This is a genomic window from Bacillus cereus group sp. BceL062, from assembly GCF_051780025.1.
Classification (GTDB): domain Bacteria; phylum Bacillota; class Bacilli; order Bacillales; family Bacillaceae_G; genus Bacillus_A; species Bacillus_A toyonensis.
Genome location: NZ_JBPWGY010000021.1, coordinates 27508 through 44420 on the forward strand (window position 1 = coordinate 27508; position 16913 = coordinate 44420).

The following is a 16913-nucleotide window of genomic DNA, read 5'->3' on the forward strand; positions in this document are numbered from 1 at the left end:
TTTATGCCCTCCTTCCAATATTAACCTTTCTAATTATCTGTACAACTAATTTTTGTGTCAAATAAAATCTCATATATCATTTCAAATACTATAAAACGAATTAATGCTGTTTCATTTTTCAACCTATTTCACATAGTTTTCATCAAATATAGTCTTTAATCTCTTAAAATGAATTAGCTATAACCTAGAGTGTGTTAAACTCATCTGTACGCATTTACCTCATATGTATCAAGCCTTTATGTATTATTACAGAAATGAATTTGACACGTTCAGTTTGTAGCTAATTCAAAAATCGATAAAAAAAGAAAGAAATTAGATTTTAAATTTCCTTTGATAATCGTTTAATGTATCTTGTTCGATTCCGATATATCTCAATGTTTCTTTTTGCTCTGTATGATTTAGCATTTGTTGTAAAACTGCTACATCTCTAAACTGTTGATAATGATGATATCCGTACGTTTTACGTAAAGAATGTGTCCCAATACGTTCTAATCCAAACTCTTGTGCTGCTTGATTCAATATCACATAAGCCATTGCCCTTGTAATCGGTTTGTTTTTCCCATTCCTACTTTTAATCAAATACTCATTTTTAGGTTTCCCTTTTGTATAATCACGAATCGCCTTCTTTAATTCTGATGGCATCTTAATATCTTTTATTTTTCTTGTTTTCTTTTCACGTATAACAATATTCCAACCCTCTACATCACGAACACGTAAACGCAATATATCTGATATCCTAAATCCAGTATTAATACCAAGAAGAAACAGAATGTAGTTTCTTTCATTCTGCTTCTTATAGAATTCTTTTATTTCTTGTATGATTTCTTTATTTCGAATCGGCTGTACAATGTTCATACTATTTCTACCTCTTCAGCTTGCGCCTTTTGTTTAAACACTTCTTTTCGCAGACTGAAAGCTAAACGTAATAAAGCTTTTCCTTTCACTTTATAATACGTGGTTCTACCTAATCTCACTTCATCCATAATGTCTGGATCGTAACCCTTCTCTTCCTCCATATAATACATATGAATAATCTGTCTTTCTCTTTTGGGTAGCCTGTTGACAGCTCTATGAACCCAATTCATAAATTTATCTCTAGCCATCTCATATTGTACCCTTTCAATTGCTATGTTTTCGGTAGAACTGTTGAATTCATTCGTTACAGATGGAGGAACAATTGAATAAGATGCAGTTACTTTAGGTAAAATATCACTTGGCATTTGAGATAAATACATACGATACTCCTCAAACACTTTTTCAACTTCATTTTTTGTCTCTTCTTCATCTAAAACAGGCATTTTAAATGATAATTGTTTATTCATATTAAATTCCTCCATTGTTATTATTTTTGTCTTAATGCTCCACGTCTACGTTCATAACGTGGTCCATGAACTCCCATTAACTCTTCAATTTCACGAGTACTAAATTTTTCTTTTCGCTTTTTCTTGCCTTTCTTCTTTGCTTGTTTTGATTGCTTTTTCCACTCACGTAGCTGATCCTTTAACACCTTCATTTCCCCATCTCCCTTTTTAAATTAAAAAGGACACCTATTCCTAAAACAGCTTTAATGGCTGCTTTAATGAATTGGTGTCCTCTAGTTTTCTAGCCGGACGATATTTACTTTTCTTTCACTTTAAGATACCAGCTCGTACAAAGATGTTTCTCCACGCTTTATTAACTTGATACTTCTCCACCTCTTTTGTACGACGAGCAATTGCTTTTCTAATTTTTCTTTTCTTCAAAGATTTCATTCTCCTAACCTCACTTTCTATTCAAAGGATTATTTTATTAAGAAATAAACTTTTTCACGCTTCACCACCTGTACCATCAAATATTATTTTCGTTTCACATTCATTACAGAAATCCACATCAATTTCTTCATTATTTGGATCAACCGTTTCCTTTTTGCACATCGGACAAATTTGAACCATTTTCCCCTTCCTCCCCCGAATAAAACTCAATATTCCGTCAATACTGTAGACAACCCATTTCGAACCATATTCCATTACCTGAGCAGTTAGCTTTTGCTAGCTGCTCTTTTATTGCTTGTCCACTTCAACCCATTCGCCGTCATATAACATCCAACCGCCATGAACGTACAATTCTTTTTGTGAGTTCTCCTTGCTTCGCTTTTCGCTTTCAATACGTTCTAAGATCCCTCTAAGCTCTTTCTGTGCATTTATATAATCACTTTCTAACTTCATTATTTTCTTTTCGCTATTTTCTACATATCGCATATACGCTTTAACTCTTTGCTCATCCCACTTAGCTTCTTCCTTAATCGGCATAACCCAATGAACTACACCAGTATCCTTCGTTAAATATTCTGCCTCCTCAAGTGCCTTGAAATAGTCCTCATTAGTTGTCATTACTTCCCCATCTAAATAAACTCCGTATTTCATATCCATTCCCCTTTTCTACAAAATGAAATTTTTATTAAAATCGCTTTGCTATCTCATACACCACATCTACTGTTACGCCATTACCAGCTTGCTTATAAAGCTGATTCTTTGTAGTAACTGCAGCTGCCTTTTCGAAATATGAATCCGGTATACTTTGTAAGCGCCATGATTCTCTTTCAGTGAGCCACCGCAGCTTATCATCACTAGTTAAGACAGCTTGTTCTCTAGATGTGAGAAGAGTATTTGCTACTCCCCTACCAACACGCCCTCTTCTCGTTTTGCTTTTAGGTTGAGCCAAATTCACTGTGTCACCACGATACGCAACGTTATATCCTTGCTTTGTAGCTTCGCGAACGAACACTTTTCCTTCACAGATACCAATTACACAATCCTTATATTTCTCTAAATCAACTAAATACTCGTCTGGTGTTTCGTCCTCTAAGATGTCCAACAATGAAGACTCTCGTTCTATTTTGGTCCACTCCACATTCGGTAGAATTGATAGTTTTCCATTCTGGATCATACCCGACTTCATCCAAGTAATCGAAAATACGGAAGAGGTCCCATCCTTTATTGACTGATAGCAAGTTCTCAACGTTTTCAAGGAATAATCTTGAGGGTTTTTTAGCTTCTTCTGTTTCCCTAATGATTCGTATAACTTCTCTAAAGAGTCCTGATTTTTCTCCTGCAAGTCCTTCTTGCTTTCCGTTCTTTGAAATGTCTTGACATGGGAATCCTGCACACCACACATCGGCTGCTGGTATTCCTGCTCCTGTAACGTTTCTAATGTCATTTTCGGTCCATTCTCCCTTCGTATCATGCATAGCTCCATAACTTTTTCTTGCAGATTTATTCCACTCAACCCAACCGATGCATTTATGTCCGGCTTTCTCCATTCCTATCCGGAACGTTCCGATTCCTGCGAATAAGTCTATAAAAGTAAGACTCATCTTTTCACCTCGCTTTTTACTAAAATGAAGTTTTTATTCAAATTTATATTGCCATTGCACGTTTAAATTTATTGTCTTCTACTGCTACACACATTTCCGGTAAATTCGCCCTTACTAATTGTTCTGCAAATGGTGGTGGTACTGCATTTCCACATCTCGCTACCTGGTCCTTTTTTGAATATCGGTTCCCTTTATAATCTGTATCAATCACATAGTTCTCTGGAAAACCTTGAGCTGCAAATAACTCGTGTGGCTGCAACATCCTCATTCCAATATCAACAATCCGATAATCTTGTCCTTTTACAGTTACAATCCCAAACCTGTCTTTTGTAGTAACTGTATGTAAAGGCTGATCTATTTGCTGTCCTGTATCTGAACCATAATACTTAGTTAAAAATGTAGTTACTATACTAGCTTTATTTACAGCTGTAACTGTATTTAATGGCTTTTCTAAAACATGACCAGTTGAAGTGCCAAAGTGCTGCGCTACAAATGCAGTTGTAACATCTACATTACCGTCTCCAATTTGAGCAACTGTAGGACTAATTAAGCAATGTTCTGCTTTAGTTGTGATTGTTGTTAATGGTTTATTTAATGAGTATTGCAGCCTATCTCCACCGAATCCTGTATGCCCTATCCTCACAATGAAAGGGCTTGGATTTTCAACTACAAATCTCTGAATCCCTCTAGCTATTCTTCGTAATGTATTATCAGAAAGTGGCTTTTTACGACTAAAAATTGAAGGACACTCTATCGACCAATCTATTACTTCGGCTGCTGTTCTCCATGGTTTTAATTTCCCTTTCCGCACATCTTCACTTTTTGGATCGCCATGAGTTTGCTTTGGCCATACAATCGGATGACCGTCACATCGTGCTATTAAAAAGAACCTTTTTCTTATTGTAGGTGCTCCGTAATCACATGCTCTCAATTCTTTAAATTGGACCTCATATCCCAATGCTTCTAAAGATTTTACAAATGATATAAAAGTAAGACCTTTTTTATCTTCATCAGGATAACCGTTTTTTAAAGGTCCCCATGTTTTAAATTCCTCTACGTTTTCCAACATAATAACTCTCGGTTTAACAGCGATTGCCCACTTAACAGCAACCCATGCTAGTCCTCTTATTTTCTTTTCTACAGGTTTACCACCTTTAGCCTTACTAAAGTGTTTACAGTCTGGGGAGAACCAGGCAAGTCCTACTTTTCTCCCCTTAACAGCGTCTACCGGATTAACTTCCCAAACACTCTCACAATAATGTTCTGTATCAGGATGATTTGCTTTATGCATCGCAATGGCAGCCGGATCATGATTGATAGCAATATCTACCGAAAGACCTGTAGCAAGTTCAATTCCAGTGCTTGCTCCGCCACCCCCAGCGAAGTTGTCGACTATGATTTCGCGAAATAAATCCAACTGCATTCCTCTTTCCCCCTCATTTTCTAATAAAATAACGCTTTGGTTAAAATCTTTGATTCTGCCATTCAGTAATACAAGCTGGTTCAATTTCTTCAAATTCTTGTGTTTCTACATCAAGATCAATGACAGAATAGCTAGGTACTACTAAAAATTCTTTTCCGCAAACGTTACAAGTAGGATCATCAAGTGCATAAACTCCTTTAATTGTGTCAGGATTTTGCAAATCAAAATCAGCATTTTCAAAAACTACAAGACCATTACATCCTTTAACGTTACATTTATGTGCTTCAATAGCCATTTCTCGTTCCCCATTTCTTAATAAAATTCAAATTTTAAAAGAATGCTAGTTGACCACCCGGTCTTTCTAACAATGAAACAAGTTCCTGCTCTGGTGTTTCTTTTATTTCTTCTTTCTCTGCTGCTAATTCCTCAAAATTAGCAAACCAATGTATTGGAAAACATCCACATAATTTTTTGCGTTCACGATCATGCCAGAAGAAACAATGATTACCTTTAGGCTTTATAATGTAATCCTTAAGCGGTTTATTTTTATAACCTTTTGTTCGCCAAATCAGTTGCGCTCTATAAAATAAACTTTTGTCTAATTTAGGTGTATTATCTTGCGGTTCTGTTGTCCAAACCTCTTTTTCCACCACTTGAAATCTCTCCGCTGGATAACATCCAAAATGCGATTCTTTACAATCAAATTTGCTGACAAAATAATGATTGGGCTTTGCTGAGAATAAAAAATATTCTTCATTTATTCCCAGTAGCGCTGAATGGTCTACATCTATGCATATACCTTTCATTGCCTAATACCCATGATTCTGACGTTGATGGTTTACTTCGTTCTTCTTGTAATAGCCTTGTTCAATTTCTTCGAATGTAAATCCTAATTCCCTACCTAATCCTAAGAAGGAGTATAATAACTCTTCATATAGTTCGATATCTTGAGTTGCACGAAATTCCGATACAGCTTCATATACATTGTTAAATTGATTGACTAGCGAATTTGATGCGTAAACTCTTGATTTAAGCTCCAACATTGCTAAGTTATACTTTTTAGGGTTAAATCCAATACCATTTCCTAATGATGCTACAAAGTGCAACCCGTCTACATATTCCATTAAAATGACTTCTTTTTCGCTAGGGCCTTTATTGCTCCAATGCTTAAAACATCTCGTTTCATTTGCAAGCTCTCCAATTTCAACCTGTAAAGCAAGGATCATATTATAAAATAAATTTTGCCCTTCCAATCCATGCTCCTTAACAATCCTTGTATCTAACACCTTTTGCATTTCGAATATTCTAGCTAAGTTCATTTTCATTCGCTCCCTCAATAATTTAATTAAGCAACTCTTTTTTCCGTATCTATTAAACAATTAAGCATGTATTCTAAGCCAAATTGATCCATTATTAATGTTGCTACTTCAACTTGATGCCTTCCCAACCTGTTTGCTATATCTTCAGCATTAAATCGTTTTTTCCATAAATCTTTAAAACGTTCTATTTCATCCTCATTCCAAATAAAATTTACTTCTTCTAAGGCGATATAAACGTAAGGCGGTATTTCTTTTTTCTTTTTATTCCGAATACTCTTGTCGCCAATTTCTCCTAAACCCATTTTCCGATTATGGATTTTTAACTTATCGACTTGATCAACAATAAGTGCCGCTACTTCTATTTGTTTTCTTTTAAATCTTTTGGAAATCTCTAAAAGAGTATAGTTACTATTCCAAAGCTCTCGAAATTGAAATACCTCTCTTTGGTCCCATAAGAAATTAACTTCCTCTAAAGCAACATGAACTTTAAAAGCCGACATTTCACACACTCCTTTTAAAAACTAATTACTTTATCATTTCATTAGAAGTAGTTTTAACATGACCAACCTTACCATTAACCCAAATTACAACTTGTTCACCAAAACCGCTGGCTGGCGGATTAAATGAAAGGACTTCGCCATCCTTTACCACAAGGAGTTTATTGTTTGTTACATCAATTTCTTTTTTCATAAGTTCCTCTCCCTTTTCTCACTTCATGTACTCGACAACATCAGGTTTAAATCCACTTCCTAAGTAAATCCGTATCGGAATTATTTCTTTTTTATCCCTTGCTGCCTTACACAATTCTTCCGCTGTTTCCCAGTTAAAAAATTTATCTACAGCTCTTTGAAATCTCCAAATTGCCATTGCATATTGTTCAAAGATGTCATAACGATCATCTTGTTTAGTTGTGCGTGGTAATTCATCTGTACCCTTTGCATTTCTTGGAACTTGGACACGTACATCTGCATATGTAACGCGTCCAGTTCCTTTCTTAATATTGGCTTTCATTACATCAAACTCACAAATTGCTGGCTCTACATCAAAAATATTTAATTGCTTAGGCATGAGCCTTTTCACTCTTTTGAAGAATGTCCAGCAATTCTCTTGCGCCTTCCTTGCTCAAAAACATTCGACCGCCCAGTAATTCCATATTTGATTCAGAAACTTCACCCGTTACCAAACATGACTTTTCTTGCTTTCTTAAAACGATGTTTTCCCCTTCAACATGAAAGCCTAATGCTGTACCTTCAGCAATCCCCATAGTTCTGCGTAACTCTACTGGAATTACTACACGCCCTAGCTCGTCCACTTTTCTTGCAACACCTGTGTTTTTCATACCTTACTCCCCTTTGGTATTTTTATATTTATTTAATAGCTCATCTAAACGTTTTTGGTTATCTTCAGGATTATCACTTTGAGTTTGCTGTAATTGTTGTGTTGGCTCAGGTTCTTCCTGCTCACGTAACCAATCAGGTACTATTTCTGTTCGTTTTCCGTAGCCTTTACCAGTACGTTTTTTACTTTGTTGCTGTCTTCGGAATTCCGCTTGTGCTGCTTCTACATCTTGAATTGTTTTATAGCCTTGTTGATGCCAATCTTTTAGAATCCCTTTTGTATAAGACCAATTACGTTTATTGTTTTCTAATGTGATTTTCATTGCTTCAACTACTAACGATTGATTAAGATCATCTATCCATTGATTAATTTCTTCCCCCATGAATGGAGATATATGTCCGAAATTCTTCATATAAAAATCAATTGCGAGATTTTCTACTACTAGCGGACCTTCTTGTTGTAATTTTTCTTTTTCTTTTTCTTTTTCTTTTTCTTTTTCTTTTTCTTTTTCTTTTTCTTTTTCTTTTTGTCCACGTATCGTGGACGTATCGTTAGACGTATCGTCGAATCCTGCAAAAACACTAATTCTTTGAACCAATTTCTCGTTTTTGGTTCTATCTAATATAAGTTTAACTAAAGATAAATCTTTAATTGTTTTTAACTCTTTTTGAATACAATCCTCGATGGGCTTTCCGCCTTTAATTAAGTTATATTTCCCCCAGTTAAGTATGCATATTTCTCTGGTTTCTTCGTTGTACACTATTAATCCATGATGTTTTGTAAAACGATCTAGCAAAGCTTTAGCACTTTCTATGGAATAACCTAATTCGAAAGCCATTTGTTTCCTTGTAATCTGATATACACCGATTTGAGTTGTATGTTCATTTGTCATTAGGTACAGATAAAAATATCTATCCTCTGGTGTCATCTCTTCAGTAACCTTTGGGTCTGACCAAAACGTAGTTTGAACATGTCTGTATTTAGCCATTAATTTGCCTCCTCGTACAAACAGCCACATATGCTTGTTTCATAGGAAGTAAGCGATATGATATAATAGTGCTGCGTCATTTTTTTGCAAACCGTTCTAGGGGTAGGGCGGTTTGTTATGCTTTCCAACTAACTCACCTCCTCTGAAAGAGTTATGTAATGAGCTCTTTCCACCACACTTGCGTCAACACCCTGACTTCTTAACCGCTGAATGACTCCAAGGATATTTTCACGGTCCCTTTCGCATTCTACATCATGCTTTTCTTTTGCTCGATATAGTGCTGCGAGTTCTCGTCTTGCCAAACGTGCTTCTTTAATCCATGTGCAAAATGCAATTGAATCATGTTGCTTTAACGCTTCGATTTGCATCGTTTCACAATACTTTAAGAACTCATCTAGCACTTGTTTCTTTTGCATGTCTTTTGATAGAACTGGTGCTGTCATGCTCATATTCTTTTCACCTTCCTTAATTGTTCATTTTCCTTATCCAGCTGTTCGTTCTCGTTGATAATTTTTTCAATAAAAGTACCTAATAGCGTTCCGCCACCCACAAATGACACTATAACAACCGCTACAATGCAAAGACTAAATGTACTTTCAACCAACGTTTGATTCCACCTTTTGTGCATCAACCCATTTTAGAAAATCTTCAGCTTTAACACGTTTACTTTTTCCAATTACGATTGTTGGGAAATCCTTTCTCTTCATAAGTGCGTATGCGGCTGATCTGGAAATGTTTAAAACTTCCTGTATATCCTCCGCCTTAAGTGAGAATGGTAGTTGTTTAATTTGGTACATGATTTTCACTCCTTTATATTTAGTGCATAGTGCTTTATTTAATCGGGATACTACATGATAAGTAACAACACCTATACGTTTGCTTCAAGCAAACCTATAGGTAAAAAAATAAGTCATCTTATACTGACTCCTTCAAAATCTCTTCTGTCGTTACATTTAAAAATTTTGCTAACTTAACTAATTTAGTAATACTTGGTTGTCTGTTTCCTAATTCCAAGTTGCAGTAAATTGATTTGTTTCGATAACCGATGCTTTCAGCAACATCACTTTGACTATATCCCAGCTGTGTCCTTAAGGCTTTAACTTTGTCAGTATCAAGTATCATCATGTTTTATCACCTTCATCTTGTTTGGTTAATTTGATTATATACTAAGGGTTTGCTTCAAGCAACCCTTTTATTCAAAAAAATTAGTTGTCTTGTAGCAAACCTTTTTGATACATTCTATATAGAGGGTTCATAAACTATAGTTAATGGATTTTAGGGGAGGAATTTTTAATATGGGTGAAAATGTAATTGGTATTAGAATTAAAGAAATACGAGTAGAACTTCTCAAGATGAGCCAACGTGAATTCGCTGAAGCTCTAGATGCAAAGAAGACTATGATTTCTTTATATGAAAACGGTCGTAGAAATCCATCAAGAGAGACAGTTGAAAAGATGTCTCGTTTATCTGGTGTTTCAGCAGATTACATCATGGGAATTTCTGAATATAAAAGTTTGAACTCAAATGATTCAAAAGACTTAAAAGACGAACTTAAAGAAATAATGCTACAAATTAATGACCTTGATCCAAAAAAGCGTGAAGAAATAATAGCTATGATTAAGGGTGAGTTATAAGAAAAAAGCGATAGATAGCTTATTTGCTAACCATCGCTTTTTTTATTCTCTCAAGTTTTTTCATTGCTTCTTTATCGCCTTTATATATTTTTTCTAATGTTGCTTCTATCTTGCTTTCAACTATAATCATATCGTTGTTTTCTTTTATTAGATTCCCCATCTAGCCCTTCCCCCATCACCCTTTATTATTCAAAAATACCAAAATGCAGAAAATGAATAACCCCTTAAACGTACGAAATGCCATCGCATCCTAAGATGCAATGGCATTTAAATTTATTTATTATCCTAAAGTACCTGGGTCCATTTTCATTAGTTGTACTTCTTTTACTTTTACTGCAGCTTGATTATCTTTAGTTGATACCGAACCGATCGATAACACTGATAATGCGAGCGTACATGCAATAACTACACTAGCAACTATTTTTTTCATTCTCACTGTCCCTCACTTTAAGATATCAAAAATTTTTATGTAAAATAAATTTCCGTCTTTCAAGAATCGATGATATGCTTTTCTGCGCAACTCTTCATCCTTCGTTGCGATAGATAAATAAAAATCTTGAATTGCAGTTCGATTACTGATTTGATTTAATATTTCGCAAGCATCACTGTTCTTGTTTTGGCGAATATACTGTAACGCCCTTTCAGCATCATCATGTATATATTCTGATTTTACAGGAATATTATGAATAATACAACAAAAAGCAACTGTATTTTCCACTAATTTTCTTTTTAGTAATGATTTGTTATTTTCAATCTTCCTTAATTCTGAAAGTGAGAGTTCGAAAAAATACAATGCTTTATTCGGCTCACTGAAAATATAACTTTCAGCAAATATGCTAAGTGCTGTAGCTTTCAATAAACATGGAATCTCTTGTTTTTCTAGCACATTCTGCAATAATTCTCTAGCCATTGTTACTTCGTCTTGCATTAATTTTGCATATGCACAGATTATATTTAATTCTGCTTCGTTTAATGTCTTTTCCAGACCTTTAGGCATTTCATTAATTTTTTCTTGTATCATTCCTTGTAAAACCGTTAAAACATTATATGCACCTAAATCAAAATAACCATATATACTTAACGTGTTTACAAGTATATTCACACCTGTCTTGTTTAAATTTATCTTTGTGCGTAATTTTTCAATCTCTTTAAGGAATGCTCCTGATCTTAATAAATGAGTTTGTCTATCTAAACAGACACGGAATATATCTCTGTAATTATTAGTTACTGATTGTCTATATTCTTTCTCAACAAGATCATGAAGTAACTCTGTATAGCCTGAAAGATATAAATAATACATTGCAATTCTTATATCTGCTTCTTTATCTGTATACTTTAAGAATTCTTGAACCACTTCCATTTTCTGCTCTTCAGAATCAAGTCCACTTAATATTTTAACTAACTTTGCAAAAGTCATTGGCACTTTTCCATTCAGTGTCTTCCACAAATTTGACTGTGATAAATTTGTTATTCTTGAAAGCTTTACCGAATTTAACTCATCACCTGAAACAATACCGCCTAAACTAGCTACTTTATTCATAATGAAGCCTCCTTTGAACGCGAGACACCTTCCCTGAATTTTCTCAATAGAAAAACTATACCATCTAAGTTTTTTTATATTTAATGTGTTATACTTGTGCTGACTCATGGCAAGTGTTTTCCCTACCGTATTAGGGGAACAGCATAAGAGTGGCTGCACACTACTTTTGCTGCGCTATGGGTCTTTTTTGTTCTTAAATTTTCATCTTTAAAATCAGTTTATCACAAGATTAAGAATCTTCATTCCGTTTAAAGTCAAATCATGTTGAGAAAGTTTTTTCAAAAAGTCCATTTTTTCACTAAGAATATTTTACCATCAAAGGAACACTTGTTCTAGTTCATTTTCGATTTAGAACCAAATAATTAAGCTAAAATGATATTTAAGCCAAATTATTTGGTATATATAGTCTAAAAATAATGCCTTATTTATAATAAAGGCATGAATACATTTGGAGAACATTTAAAAAAGTTTAGAAATACTCGTTCTTTAACACAAGCTGAATTAGGCGATAAAGTTCAATTAAGCCGTAGTCAGATTAGCAATCTGGAAACAAGCTTCAATGAGCCCGACTTGGATTCGTTAGATCGTATCGCTACATTCTTTGATATCTCTGTTGATACACTAATGGGTCGAAAGTTCACAACCAGTGAAAAGAACTTAGAAAATGTTCTCGATGAAATTCAAACGGTTTTCGCAGGCCTGAATGAATCCCAACGAGAACAGTTCTGTAAACAACTCAAGTTTTACACGCAATTTTTAAACGAGAAAAAAGAATTGTTATGAGTAGATTGTAGTAGAAAACATTTCCAATCGCAACGGTAAAAATCAACAAATTTTTATCAACAAAAAAAGAGAGTATAATACTCTCTTTTTTAATTTTACATAACTTATATTATCAAATATACTAACGCATACCTTATGTGCTAAAGAGTAAAGGAGATACATATGGAAGAAAACTTACAAAATTTAAAAAAGAGTATAGCTTTTGCAGAAGAAATTCTTATCGAGTTAACACAGTGCAGTAGCTTAAAACTAGAGCACAAAATAGTAATTTCACTTTATAGACAATTATTAGAACAAACTTGTGGTGGATATACTTTAGCAATTAATAAACTAGGCGGGCCTTTAAAAATAATGGAGAGATCTGCCTTTGAAACATACTTAGCCCTAAAGTACATCTTACAAGAAGACACATTAATACAAGAAAGAGCCTATAGTTATTACATCGGTTTCCTTCAAAATATACAAACAGAAACATATGATTGGGCGAAATCTTCTTCAGTAGATAAATCACTTAAAGAAGATATTGAAAAAGATTTAAAACATATTTCAATTATTTTAGATAACACGGTCTTTAAACAAGTTCTAAATGAATGGGATAATAAACGAGAAAAAATTAACAGAAATCGAAAAAAAGGAAAAGAAATTAATCCCAAATGGCATTCATTATTTGATGGTCCACCAAATATAAACCAATTAGCATTAAGTTTAATTACAAAAGACACATTAATTTCCACATACTACGGCTCATTATCTAAAGAAGCGCATGGATACAATTCGTTAAAAGACACAAATTACCTTACATTAATTGATAAGCCACTTTTGCTTAAATCAATTACATACAACATTCATCCAACCGATACATCACCAATAAGGGCACTTTGTACGGGAGGACTAGCTGAAATTATAGTCTATTTAAGTCCAAAACATATTGATAATTATCTAAAATTCCTAGAAGAGATTGGAGTAGATACAGAGATAGATATTTAAAAAACAAAATAACTAAATTAATATGATTAAAAATACAAACTTACAATAAAAAGCACAGTGAAATATGCACTGTGCTTTTTCCCTTTTTTATATTCCCGTTCCTGGGTCTTTCATGTATCCTCTGCCTGCACCAGGGTCATACATACCCATTCCACCGCCCGGTTCATTATGCCAACCTACACCAGGATCAGTGTATCTAACTCCACCCCCTGGATAAGCAACTTTATGCCCACCAGGGTCCTTTGTGAATTCTTCCATGTTCTTCCCCCTCTTGCTTAATATATGAATATTGTAGCTTATCTTCTTTGCAACTGTAAATTATGCAAAATAAAAAGAGCCACATGGCTCTTTTTTATTAGTTAATAACCGGTGTTGAAATATTCCCTATAATTTCATCAGCAAAAGCCATAATTTTTTCTTCATTCGTTGCCTCTACAATATGAGAAACTTCACTTAATATATCTAAAGCAGCTTTAATGTTTTTATTCTCGGATTTAAAATAAATGACTGTCACAATATCAAATTCATCTTCAGTTATTAAGTTACTATTTATTTTGTATTTATCCTGTAACATTTTCTCATAATTCCATGCCCATTCTTTTGCTAATTGTGTAGCTTTTTTACTATTTTTTAAAGCATAGTCAAAAGATAGTGTTTTTACAAATTGAGCTTTGCAATTCTTTTTAAAAGCAAAATCTAACTTTATATCTTCAGCCCCAATATCCACTTCAACATTACGCTCTAAATTTCCAGATATATTCTTTCCATGGTTTCTAAATACTCGACTCATAATACTTTTAACTTCTGTATCTGTTATACGTTTGGATTTATGAGGATCAAAATATACATATGTTCTAAAAAGGTCTATTTCGTCTTTTAAATAATCACGACTTCTAATAGTTCTAATTGGAGAAAATTGAAGTTGATTTACATATATGGATGTTGCCTTTTCTAGAAATTTAGGATCTTTTGCCTGTTGAAGAGAAGGACCGTCGGTAATGGACTGTGTAAAATCGTCTTTTACTCCTTCTAGTACCAGTTTTAAAAACTTAACATCTGATTCATCATCAAATTGACTAACACGACTAAAGTTAGTCGTCAATTGTAAATTAACATATTTATGTTCTGGAGAATGGAAAACTAAACCGATATTGATAAATTCTTCTCTAATATCATCTGGCACATATCTAAGAACAGCGTACTTACACATACTTTCCATCTATGACCCTCCTTTCCAATAAGGTAATCCTGGTTTTAATATAGGTAAAGCTGTTTCAATTCTATTCAGCCTATCCCCTATATATTCAAGTAACTTTTCTTTTTGGGCACCAGTAACGCCCCATTCTTGTGGAATATTATTTATAATATTCCACAAAGAATTATTATCTAGTCTTCCCATTTTCTCTAAAATTGAGTTAAACGGATTATGACCCTTTACATGGGGGATTAATTTTCTATATACATACCCATCTGGTTGAAGGGGTTTGAAATCTTCCCCAATTTTAAAGTTCAAATTATGTTCATCCCACAATGGTCCTATATCGAATGCGTGCGTATGATCCAGAACTACGATTTCCATTTTCGATTGGTCAAACAATAGATTACCACCATTACACTCTCTATCGCAATTACAAACTAACTGGTCGAATAAAATTATACCTGGTATACACTCAATATTCTTCGCTAATTCCAGCATCCCTGCTGAAGAAATTTGGAATGCCTTTTTTATTCTTTTAGTTCCAAAATGAAGCCCTGCAGTTACATCATCTTCTGTATGCTCTGAAATTTGTTCACCGAAATCTTCAATAAATTCTTCATTAACTTGTACCAAAGACGGAGAAGCAAGGGGCAACTCAAGAATTTCTGCTATCTTCGCACATACATATTCATTTGCTAATATTCTTTTTCCCTCTGGATTTTCTTTGAACTTAACAACGTACTGTTCACTATTATCACATGTAATAATATATGGTTTTGTAACGCCATTGGTGATTTCTTTGTGTGCTATTTTTGCTGTCACGATTTCCATTTAACGATGTCCCCTTTTGCATGTCGATCATAATTATTTTCTCATTCTGTATTCTCCTTTTTATATATAATGCTAATTAGTTTTTGATTTAAAACGCGTAGTAATGGGAGTTTTACAAAATTTTCTTGCACTCTAATTAACTTTATTGTCTATTTTATTTCATCCGCAATTATATATATAATCCATTATATCCATTTTGTACTAATATGTAGAGTACTTTTATTCAAATCCCGCTATATTTTTACAAAAAACTAATTATCTATGCTATCATTTTTTATACCACTACCACATATCACAGCTTGTATCTAGAAAATAATTATGACGAGGTGAGAATCATGGCATACTTTCGTAAACGTGGTGAGAAGTGGTCTTTTACTATGGATGTCGGCAAAGACCCGCTCACAGGTAAACGAAAACAAATCACTAAAGGTGGTTTTAAAACAAAGAAAGCTGCTCAAGAAGAAGTAGCTAGAGTAACAAATGATTTAGCAAATGGGGATTATGAGAATAGTGATATTCTCTTCTCTCAACTCGTAGAAATCTGGATGCAAGAGAAAGAATCATCATGTAGACCATCGACGTTGTATCAATATAAACGTATTCTACGCTCGCGTGTCAACCCTGAATTCGGCGAGAAGAGGTTATCAGATATAAAACCTCTGACTGTGCATAATTTTCATCAGAAGCTACTTAAAGAGGGTCTAACAACGAAATACATTTCATCCGTTGATGTTATGTTAAAACAAATCCTAGATAAAGGCGTAGAATTAGAAATGATTAACTCTAACCCTGCTAAGAAAGCAAAGCGGCCAAAGGTTAAAAAGAAAGCGCAAGCTAGTTGGACAGTTGAAGAAGCAATGAAGTTTATGGAGTATGCAAAAATACAAGGAAGCTATTATATTACATTCATTTTAGCTTTGCATACAGGTATGCGTATCGGTGAAGTATTAGCTTTACAGTGGGATGATATTAATTTCGAAAACAAGACTATTCATGTACAAAGAACATTAACGCTTGTGGATGGTAAATATGAGCTAGGTGAAACAAAAACCGAAGCATCTAATCGCATGATTCCAATGACAGAAGATTTAATGGGAGAGTTGTTAGAATATCAAAATCACAAAAAAGAAAATTCTTTAGACCTATTAATTTGTACAAGAAATAAAAAAATCGTGCATCCATATACGATACGCTATCAAATGAAAGCTTTGTGCGAAGCAATTGACGTACCGTATATTAGATTCCACGATATCCGAAGAACGTTTACAACTATTTTAATCGATTCTGGTGCAAATGCAAAGGTTGTTTCGAAATTACTTGGTCATACAAATGTTTCTACAACTTTAAATATTTATACTGATGTTTATGAAGAACGTCAAATTGAAGTAACTGAAATGCTCGGAAATGTACTAAAAAGTGGTCGAAGTGGTCAAAAAGTGGTCAATGAAGAAAAACAAGAAGGTTAAACCCTGCGGTATAAGTGATATAATGCTTTTATAGTGTAAGTTTTTTCTTTACAC

General features: G+C 34.0%; 29 protein-coding genes and 1 pseudogene. 4 read left to right on the plus strand and 26 right to left on the minus strand.

The window, feature by feature from the left end:
* Nucleotides 1–312 precede the first annotated feature (312 nt).
* The 20 genes and pseudogenes from ACS2MN_RS29480 to ACS2MN_RS29575 all read right to left on the minus strand — a co-directional run bounded on the left by ACS2MN_RS29480 (nucleotide 313) and on the right by ACS2MN_RS29575 (nucleotide 9545).
* Complete coding sequence (locus ACS2MN_RS29480) at nucleotides 313–855, minus strand: tyrosine-type recombinase/integrase (protein ID WP_001028529.1); 543 nt, start codon at nucleotides 853–855, stop codon at nucleotides 313–315.
* Complete coding sequence (locus ACS2MN_RS29485; protein ID WP_438894872.1) at nucleotides 852–1322, minus strand: ArpU family phage packaging/lysis transcriptional regulator; 471 nt, start codon at nucleotides 1320–1322, stop codon at nucleotides 852–854. Before ACS2MN_RS29485 ends, ACS2MN_RS29480 begins: the two co-directional genes overlap by 4 nt.
* 20 nt (nucleotides 1323–1342) lie before the next feature.
* The gene (locus ACS2MN_RS29490; protein ID WP_000866146.1) at nucleotides 1343–1513 is read right to left on the minus strand and encodes a hypothetical protein; all 171 of its coding nucleotides are present in this window, start codon (nucleotides 1511–1513) and stop codon (nucleotides 1343–1345) included.
* A gap of 115 nt (nucleotides 1514–1628) precedes the next feature.
* Nucleotides 1629–1751: a DUF3983 domain-containing protein gene (locus ACS2MN_RS29495; protein ID WP_438894873.1), complete on the minus strand. Its 123-nt coding sequence runs from the start codon at nucleotides 1749–1751 to the stop codon at nucleotides 1629–1631.
* A gap of 54 nt (nucleotides 1752–1805) precedes the next feature.
* Complete coding sequence (locus ACS2MN_RS29500; RefSeq protein WP_438894874.1) at nucleotides 1806–1931, minus strand: hypothetical protein; 126 nt, start codon at nucleotides 1929–1931, stop codon at nucleotides 1806–1808.
* 108 nt (nucleotides 1932–2039) lie between these two features.
* Nucleotides 2040–2402 carry a hypothetical protein gene (locus ACS2MN_RS29505; RefSeq protein WP_438894875.1) on the minus strand — a complete coding sequence of 121 codons (363 nt, stop codon included), beginning with the start codon at nucleotides 2400–2402 and terminating at the stop codon, nucleotides 2040–2042.
* Between the two features lie 34 nt (nucleotides 2403–2436).
* Nucleotides 2437–3352 (minus strand): annotated as a pseudogene (locus tag ACS2MN_RS29510) (DNA cytosine methyltransferase).
* Nucleotides 3353–3395: 43 nt separating this feature from the next.
* Nucleotides 3396–4775, minus strand: coding sequence for a DNA cytosine methyltransferase (locus ACS2MN_RS29515; RefSeq protein WP_438894876.1), 1380 nt, complete (start codon nucleotides 4773–4775; stop codon nucleotides 3396–3398).
* Between the two features lie 40 nt (nucleotides 4776–4815).
* Nucleotides 4816–5070 (minus strand): hypothetical protein, encoded by a 255-nt coding sequence (locus ACS2MN_RS29520; RefSeq protein WP_050822240.1) that lies wholly within the window; start codon nucleotides 5068–5070, stop codon nucleotides 4816–4818.
* A 34-nt stretch (nucleotides 5071–5104) separates the two neighbouring features.
* Nucleotides 5105–5581, minus strand: a complete 477-nt coding sequence (locus ACS2MN_RS29525; RefSeq protein ID WP_438894877.1) for a hypothetical protein — start codon at nucleotides 5579–5581, stop codon at nucleotides 5105–5107.
* Nucleotides 5582–5584: 3 nt separating this feature from the next.
* A complete protein-coding gene (locus ACS2MN_RS29530; protein ID WP_438894878.1) occupies nucleotides 5585–6100 on the minus strand; it encodes a dUTP diphosphatase in 516 nt (171 codons plus the stop codon).
* A 20-nt stretch (nucleotides 6101–6120) separates the two neighbouring features.
* Nucleotides 6121–6594: a sugar ABC transporter substrate-binding protein gene (locus tag ACS2MN_RS29535; RefSeq protein WP_438894879.1), complete on the minus strand. Its 474-nt coding sequence runs from the start codon at nucleotides 6592–6594 to the stop codon at nucleotides 6121–6123.
* A gap of 25 nt (nucleotides 6595–6619) precedes the next feature.
* Nucleotides 6620–6784 carry a DUF3954 domain-containing protein gene (locus ACS2MN_RS29540; protein WP_098804750.1) on the minus strand — a complete coding sequence of 55 codons (165 nt, stop codon included), beginning with the start codon at nucleotides 6782–6784 and terminating at the stop codon, nucleotides 6620–6622.
* An 18-nt stretch (nucleotides 6785–6802) separates the two neighbouring features.
* Nucleotides 6803–7162 carry a cell division protein SepF gene (locus tag ACS2MN_RS29545; RefSeq protein WP_438894880.1) on the minus strand — a complete coding sequence of 120 codons (360 nt, stop codon included), beginning with the start codon at nucleotides 7160–7162 and terminating at the stop codon, nucleotides 6803–6805.
* Nucleotides 7155–7433: an AbrB/MazE/SpoVT family DNA-binding domain-containing protein gene (locus ACS2MN_RS29550; RefSeq protein WP_438894881.1), complete on the minus strand. Its 279-nt coding sequence runs from the start codon at nucleotides 7431–7433 to the stop codon at nucleotides 7155–7157. Before ACS2MN_RS29550 ends, ACS2MN_RS29545 begins: the two co-directional genes overlap by 8 nt.
* Nucleotides 7434–7436: 3 nt before the next feature.
* Nucleotides 7437–8420, minus strand: a complete 984-nt coding sequence (locus ACS2MN_RS29555; protein ID WP_438894882.1) for a DnaD domain-containing protein — start codon at nucleotides 8418–8420, stop codon at nucleotides 7437–7439.
* A gap of 128 nt (nucleotides 8421–8548) precedes the next feature.
* A complete protein-coding gene (locus ACS2MN_RS29560) occupies nucleotides 8549–8863 on the minus strand; it encodes a hypothetical protein (RefSeq protein WP_180231038.1) in 315 nt (104 codons plus the stop codon).
* 2 nt (nucleotides 8864–8865) lie between these two features.
* Nucleotides 8866–9024, minus strand: coding sequence for a hypothetical protein (locus ACS2MN_RS29565; protein WP_257152370.1), 159 nt, complete (start codon nucleotides 9022–9024; stop codon nucleotides 8866–8868).
* The gene (locus ACS2MN_RS29570) at nucleotides 9017–9217 is read right to left on the minus strand and encodes a helix-turn-helix transcriptional regulator (protein ID WP_438894883.1); all 201 of its coding nucleotides are present in this window, start codon (nucleotides 9215–9217) and stop codon (nucleotides 9017–9019) included. Before ACS2MN_RS29570 ends, ACS2MN_RS29565 begins: the two co-directional genes overlap by 8 nt.
* Before the next feature lie 118 nt (nucleotides 9218–9335).
* Complete coding sequence (locus ACS2MN_RS29575) at nucleotides 9336–9545, minus strand: helix-turn-helix domain-containing protein (RefSeq protein ID WP_098713017.1); 210 nt, start codon at nucleotides 9543–9545, stop codon at nucleotides 9336–9338.
* Nucleotides 9546–9715: 170 nt separating this feature from the next.
* On the opposite strand from ACS2MN_RS29575, the gene ACS2MN_RS29580 reads away from it, so the two are divergent.
* A complete protein-coding gene (locus ACS2MN_RS29580) occupies nucleotides 9716–10054 on the plus strand; it encodes a helix-turn-helix domain-containing protein (RefSeq protein WP_098713018.1) in 339 nt (112 codons plus the stop codon).
* Nucleotides 10055–10073: 19 nt separating this feature from the next.
* Here ACS2MN_RS29580 and ACS2MN_RS29585 read toward each other — a convergent pair whose 3' ends face one another.
* The 3 genes from ACS2MN_RS29585 to ACS2MN_RS29595 all read right to left on the minus strand — a co-directional run bounded on the left by ACS2MN_RS29585 (nucleotide 10074) and on the right by ACS2MN_RS29595 (nucleotide 11594).
* Nucleotides 10074–10214: a hypothetical protein gene (locus tag ACS2MN_RS29585; protein WP_180231036.1), complete on the minus strand. Its 141-nt coding sequence runs from the start codon at nucleotides 10212–10214 to the stop codon at nucleotides 10074–10076.
* Between the two features lie 120 nt (nucleotides 10215–10334).
* The gene (locus ACS2MN_RS29590) at nucleotides 10335–10484 is read right to left on the minus strand and encodes a hypothetical protein (protein WP_438894884.1); all 150 of its coding nucleotides are present in this window, start codon (nucleotides 10482–10484) and stop codon (nucleotides 10335–10337) included.
* Nucleotides 10485–10496: 12 nt separating this feature from the next.
* Nucleotides 10497–11594 (minus strand): AimR family lysis-lysogeny pheromone receptor, encoded by a 1098-nt coding sequence (locus tag ACS2MN_RS29595; protein ID WP_438894885.1) that lies wholly within the window; start codon nucleotides 11592–11594, stop codon nucleotides 10497–10499.
* Nucleotides 11595–12032: 438 nt separating this feature from the next.
* On the opposite strand from ACS2MN_RS29595, the gene ACS2MN_RS29600 reads away from it, so the two are divergent.
* Nucleotides 12033–12377: a helix-turn-helix domain-containing protein gene (locus ACS2MN_RS29600; protein WP_438894886.1), complete on the plus strand. Its 345-nt coding sequence runs from the start codon at nucleotides 12033–12035 to the stop codon at nucleotides 12375–12377.
* Between the two features lie 162 nt (nucleotides 12378–12539).
* Nucleotides 12540–13364 carry a DUF5677 domain-containing protein gene (locus ACS2MN_RS29605; RefSeq protein WP_438894887.1) on the plus strand — a complete coding sequence of 275 codons (825 nt, stop codon included), beginning with the start codon at nucleotides 12540–12542 and terminating at the stop codon, nucleotides 13362–13364.
* 87 nt (nucleotides 13365–13451) lie between these two features.
* Here the strand turns inward: ACS2MN_RS29605 and ACS2MN_RS29610 are convergent, their stop codons facing one another.
* The 3 genes from ACS2MN_RS29610 to ACS2MN_RS29620 form a co-directional block, all read right to left on the minus strand.
* The gene (locus tag ACS2MN_RS29610) at nucleotides 13452–13622 is read right to left on the minus strand and encodes a hypothetical protein (protein ID WP_438894888.1); all 171 of its coding nucleotides are present in this window, start codon (nucleotides 13620–13622) and stop codon (nucleotides 13452–13454) included.
* A 97-nt stretch (nucleotides 13623–13719) separates the two neighbouring features.
* Nucleotides 13720–14583, minus strand: coding sequence for a DUF3037 domain-containing protein (locus tag ACS2MN_RS29615; protein ID WP_438894889.1), 864 nt, complete (start codon nucleotides 14581–14583; stop codon nucleotides 13720–13722).
* Complete coding sequence (locus ACS2MN_RS29620) at nucleotides 14584–15393, minus strand: HipA family kinase (protein WP_438894890.1); 810 nt, start codon at nucleotides 15391–15393, stop codon at nucleotides 14584–14586.
* 335 nt (nucleotides 15394–15728) lie between these two features.
* Between ACS2MN_RS29620 and ACS2MN_RS29625 the strand changes: the two genes are divergently transcribed.
* The gene (locus ACS2MN_RS29625; protein ID WP_438894891.1) at nucleotides 15729–16859 is read left to right on the plus strand and encodes a tyrosine-type recombinase/integrase; all 1131 of its coding nucleotides are present in this window, start codon (nucleotides 15729–15731) and stop codon (nucleotides 16857–16859) included.
* Nucleotides 16860–16913 lie beyond the last annotated feature (54 nt).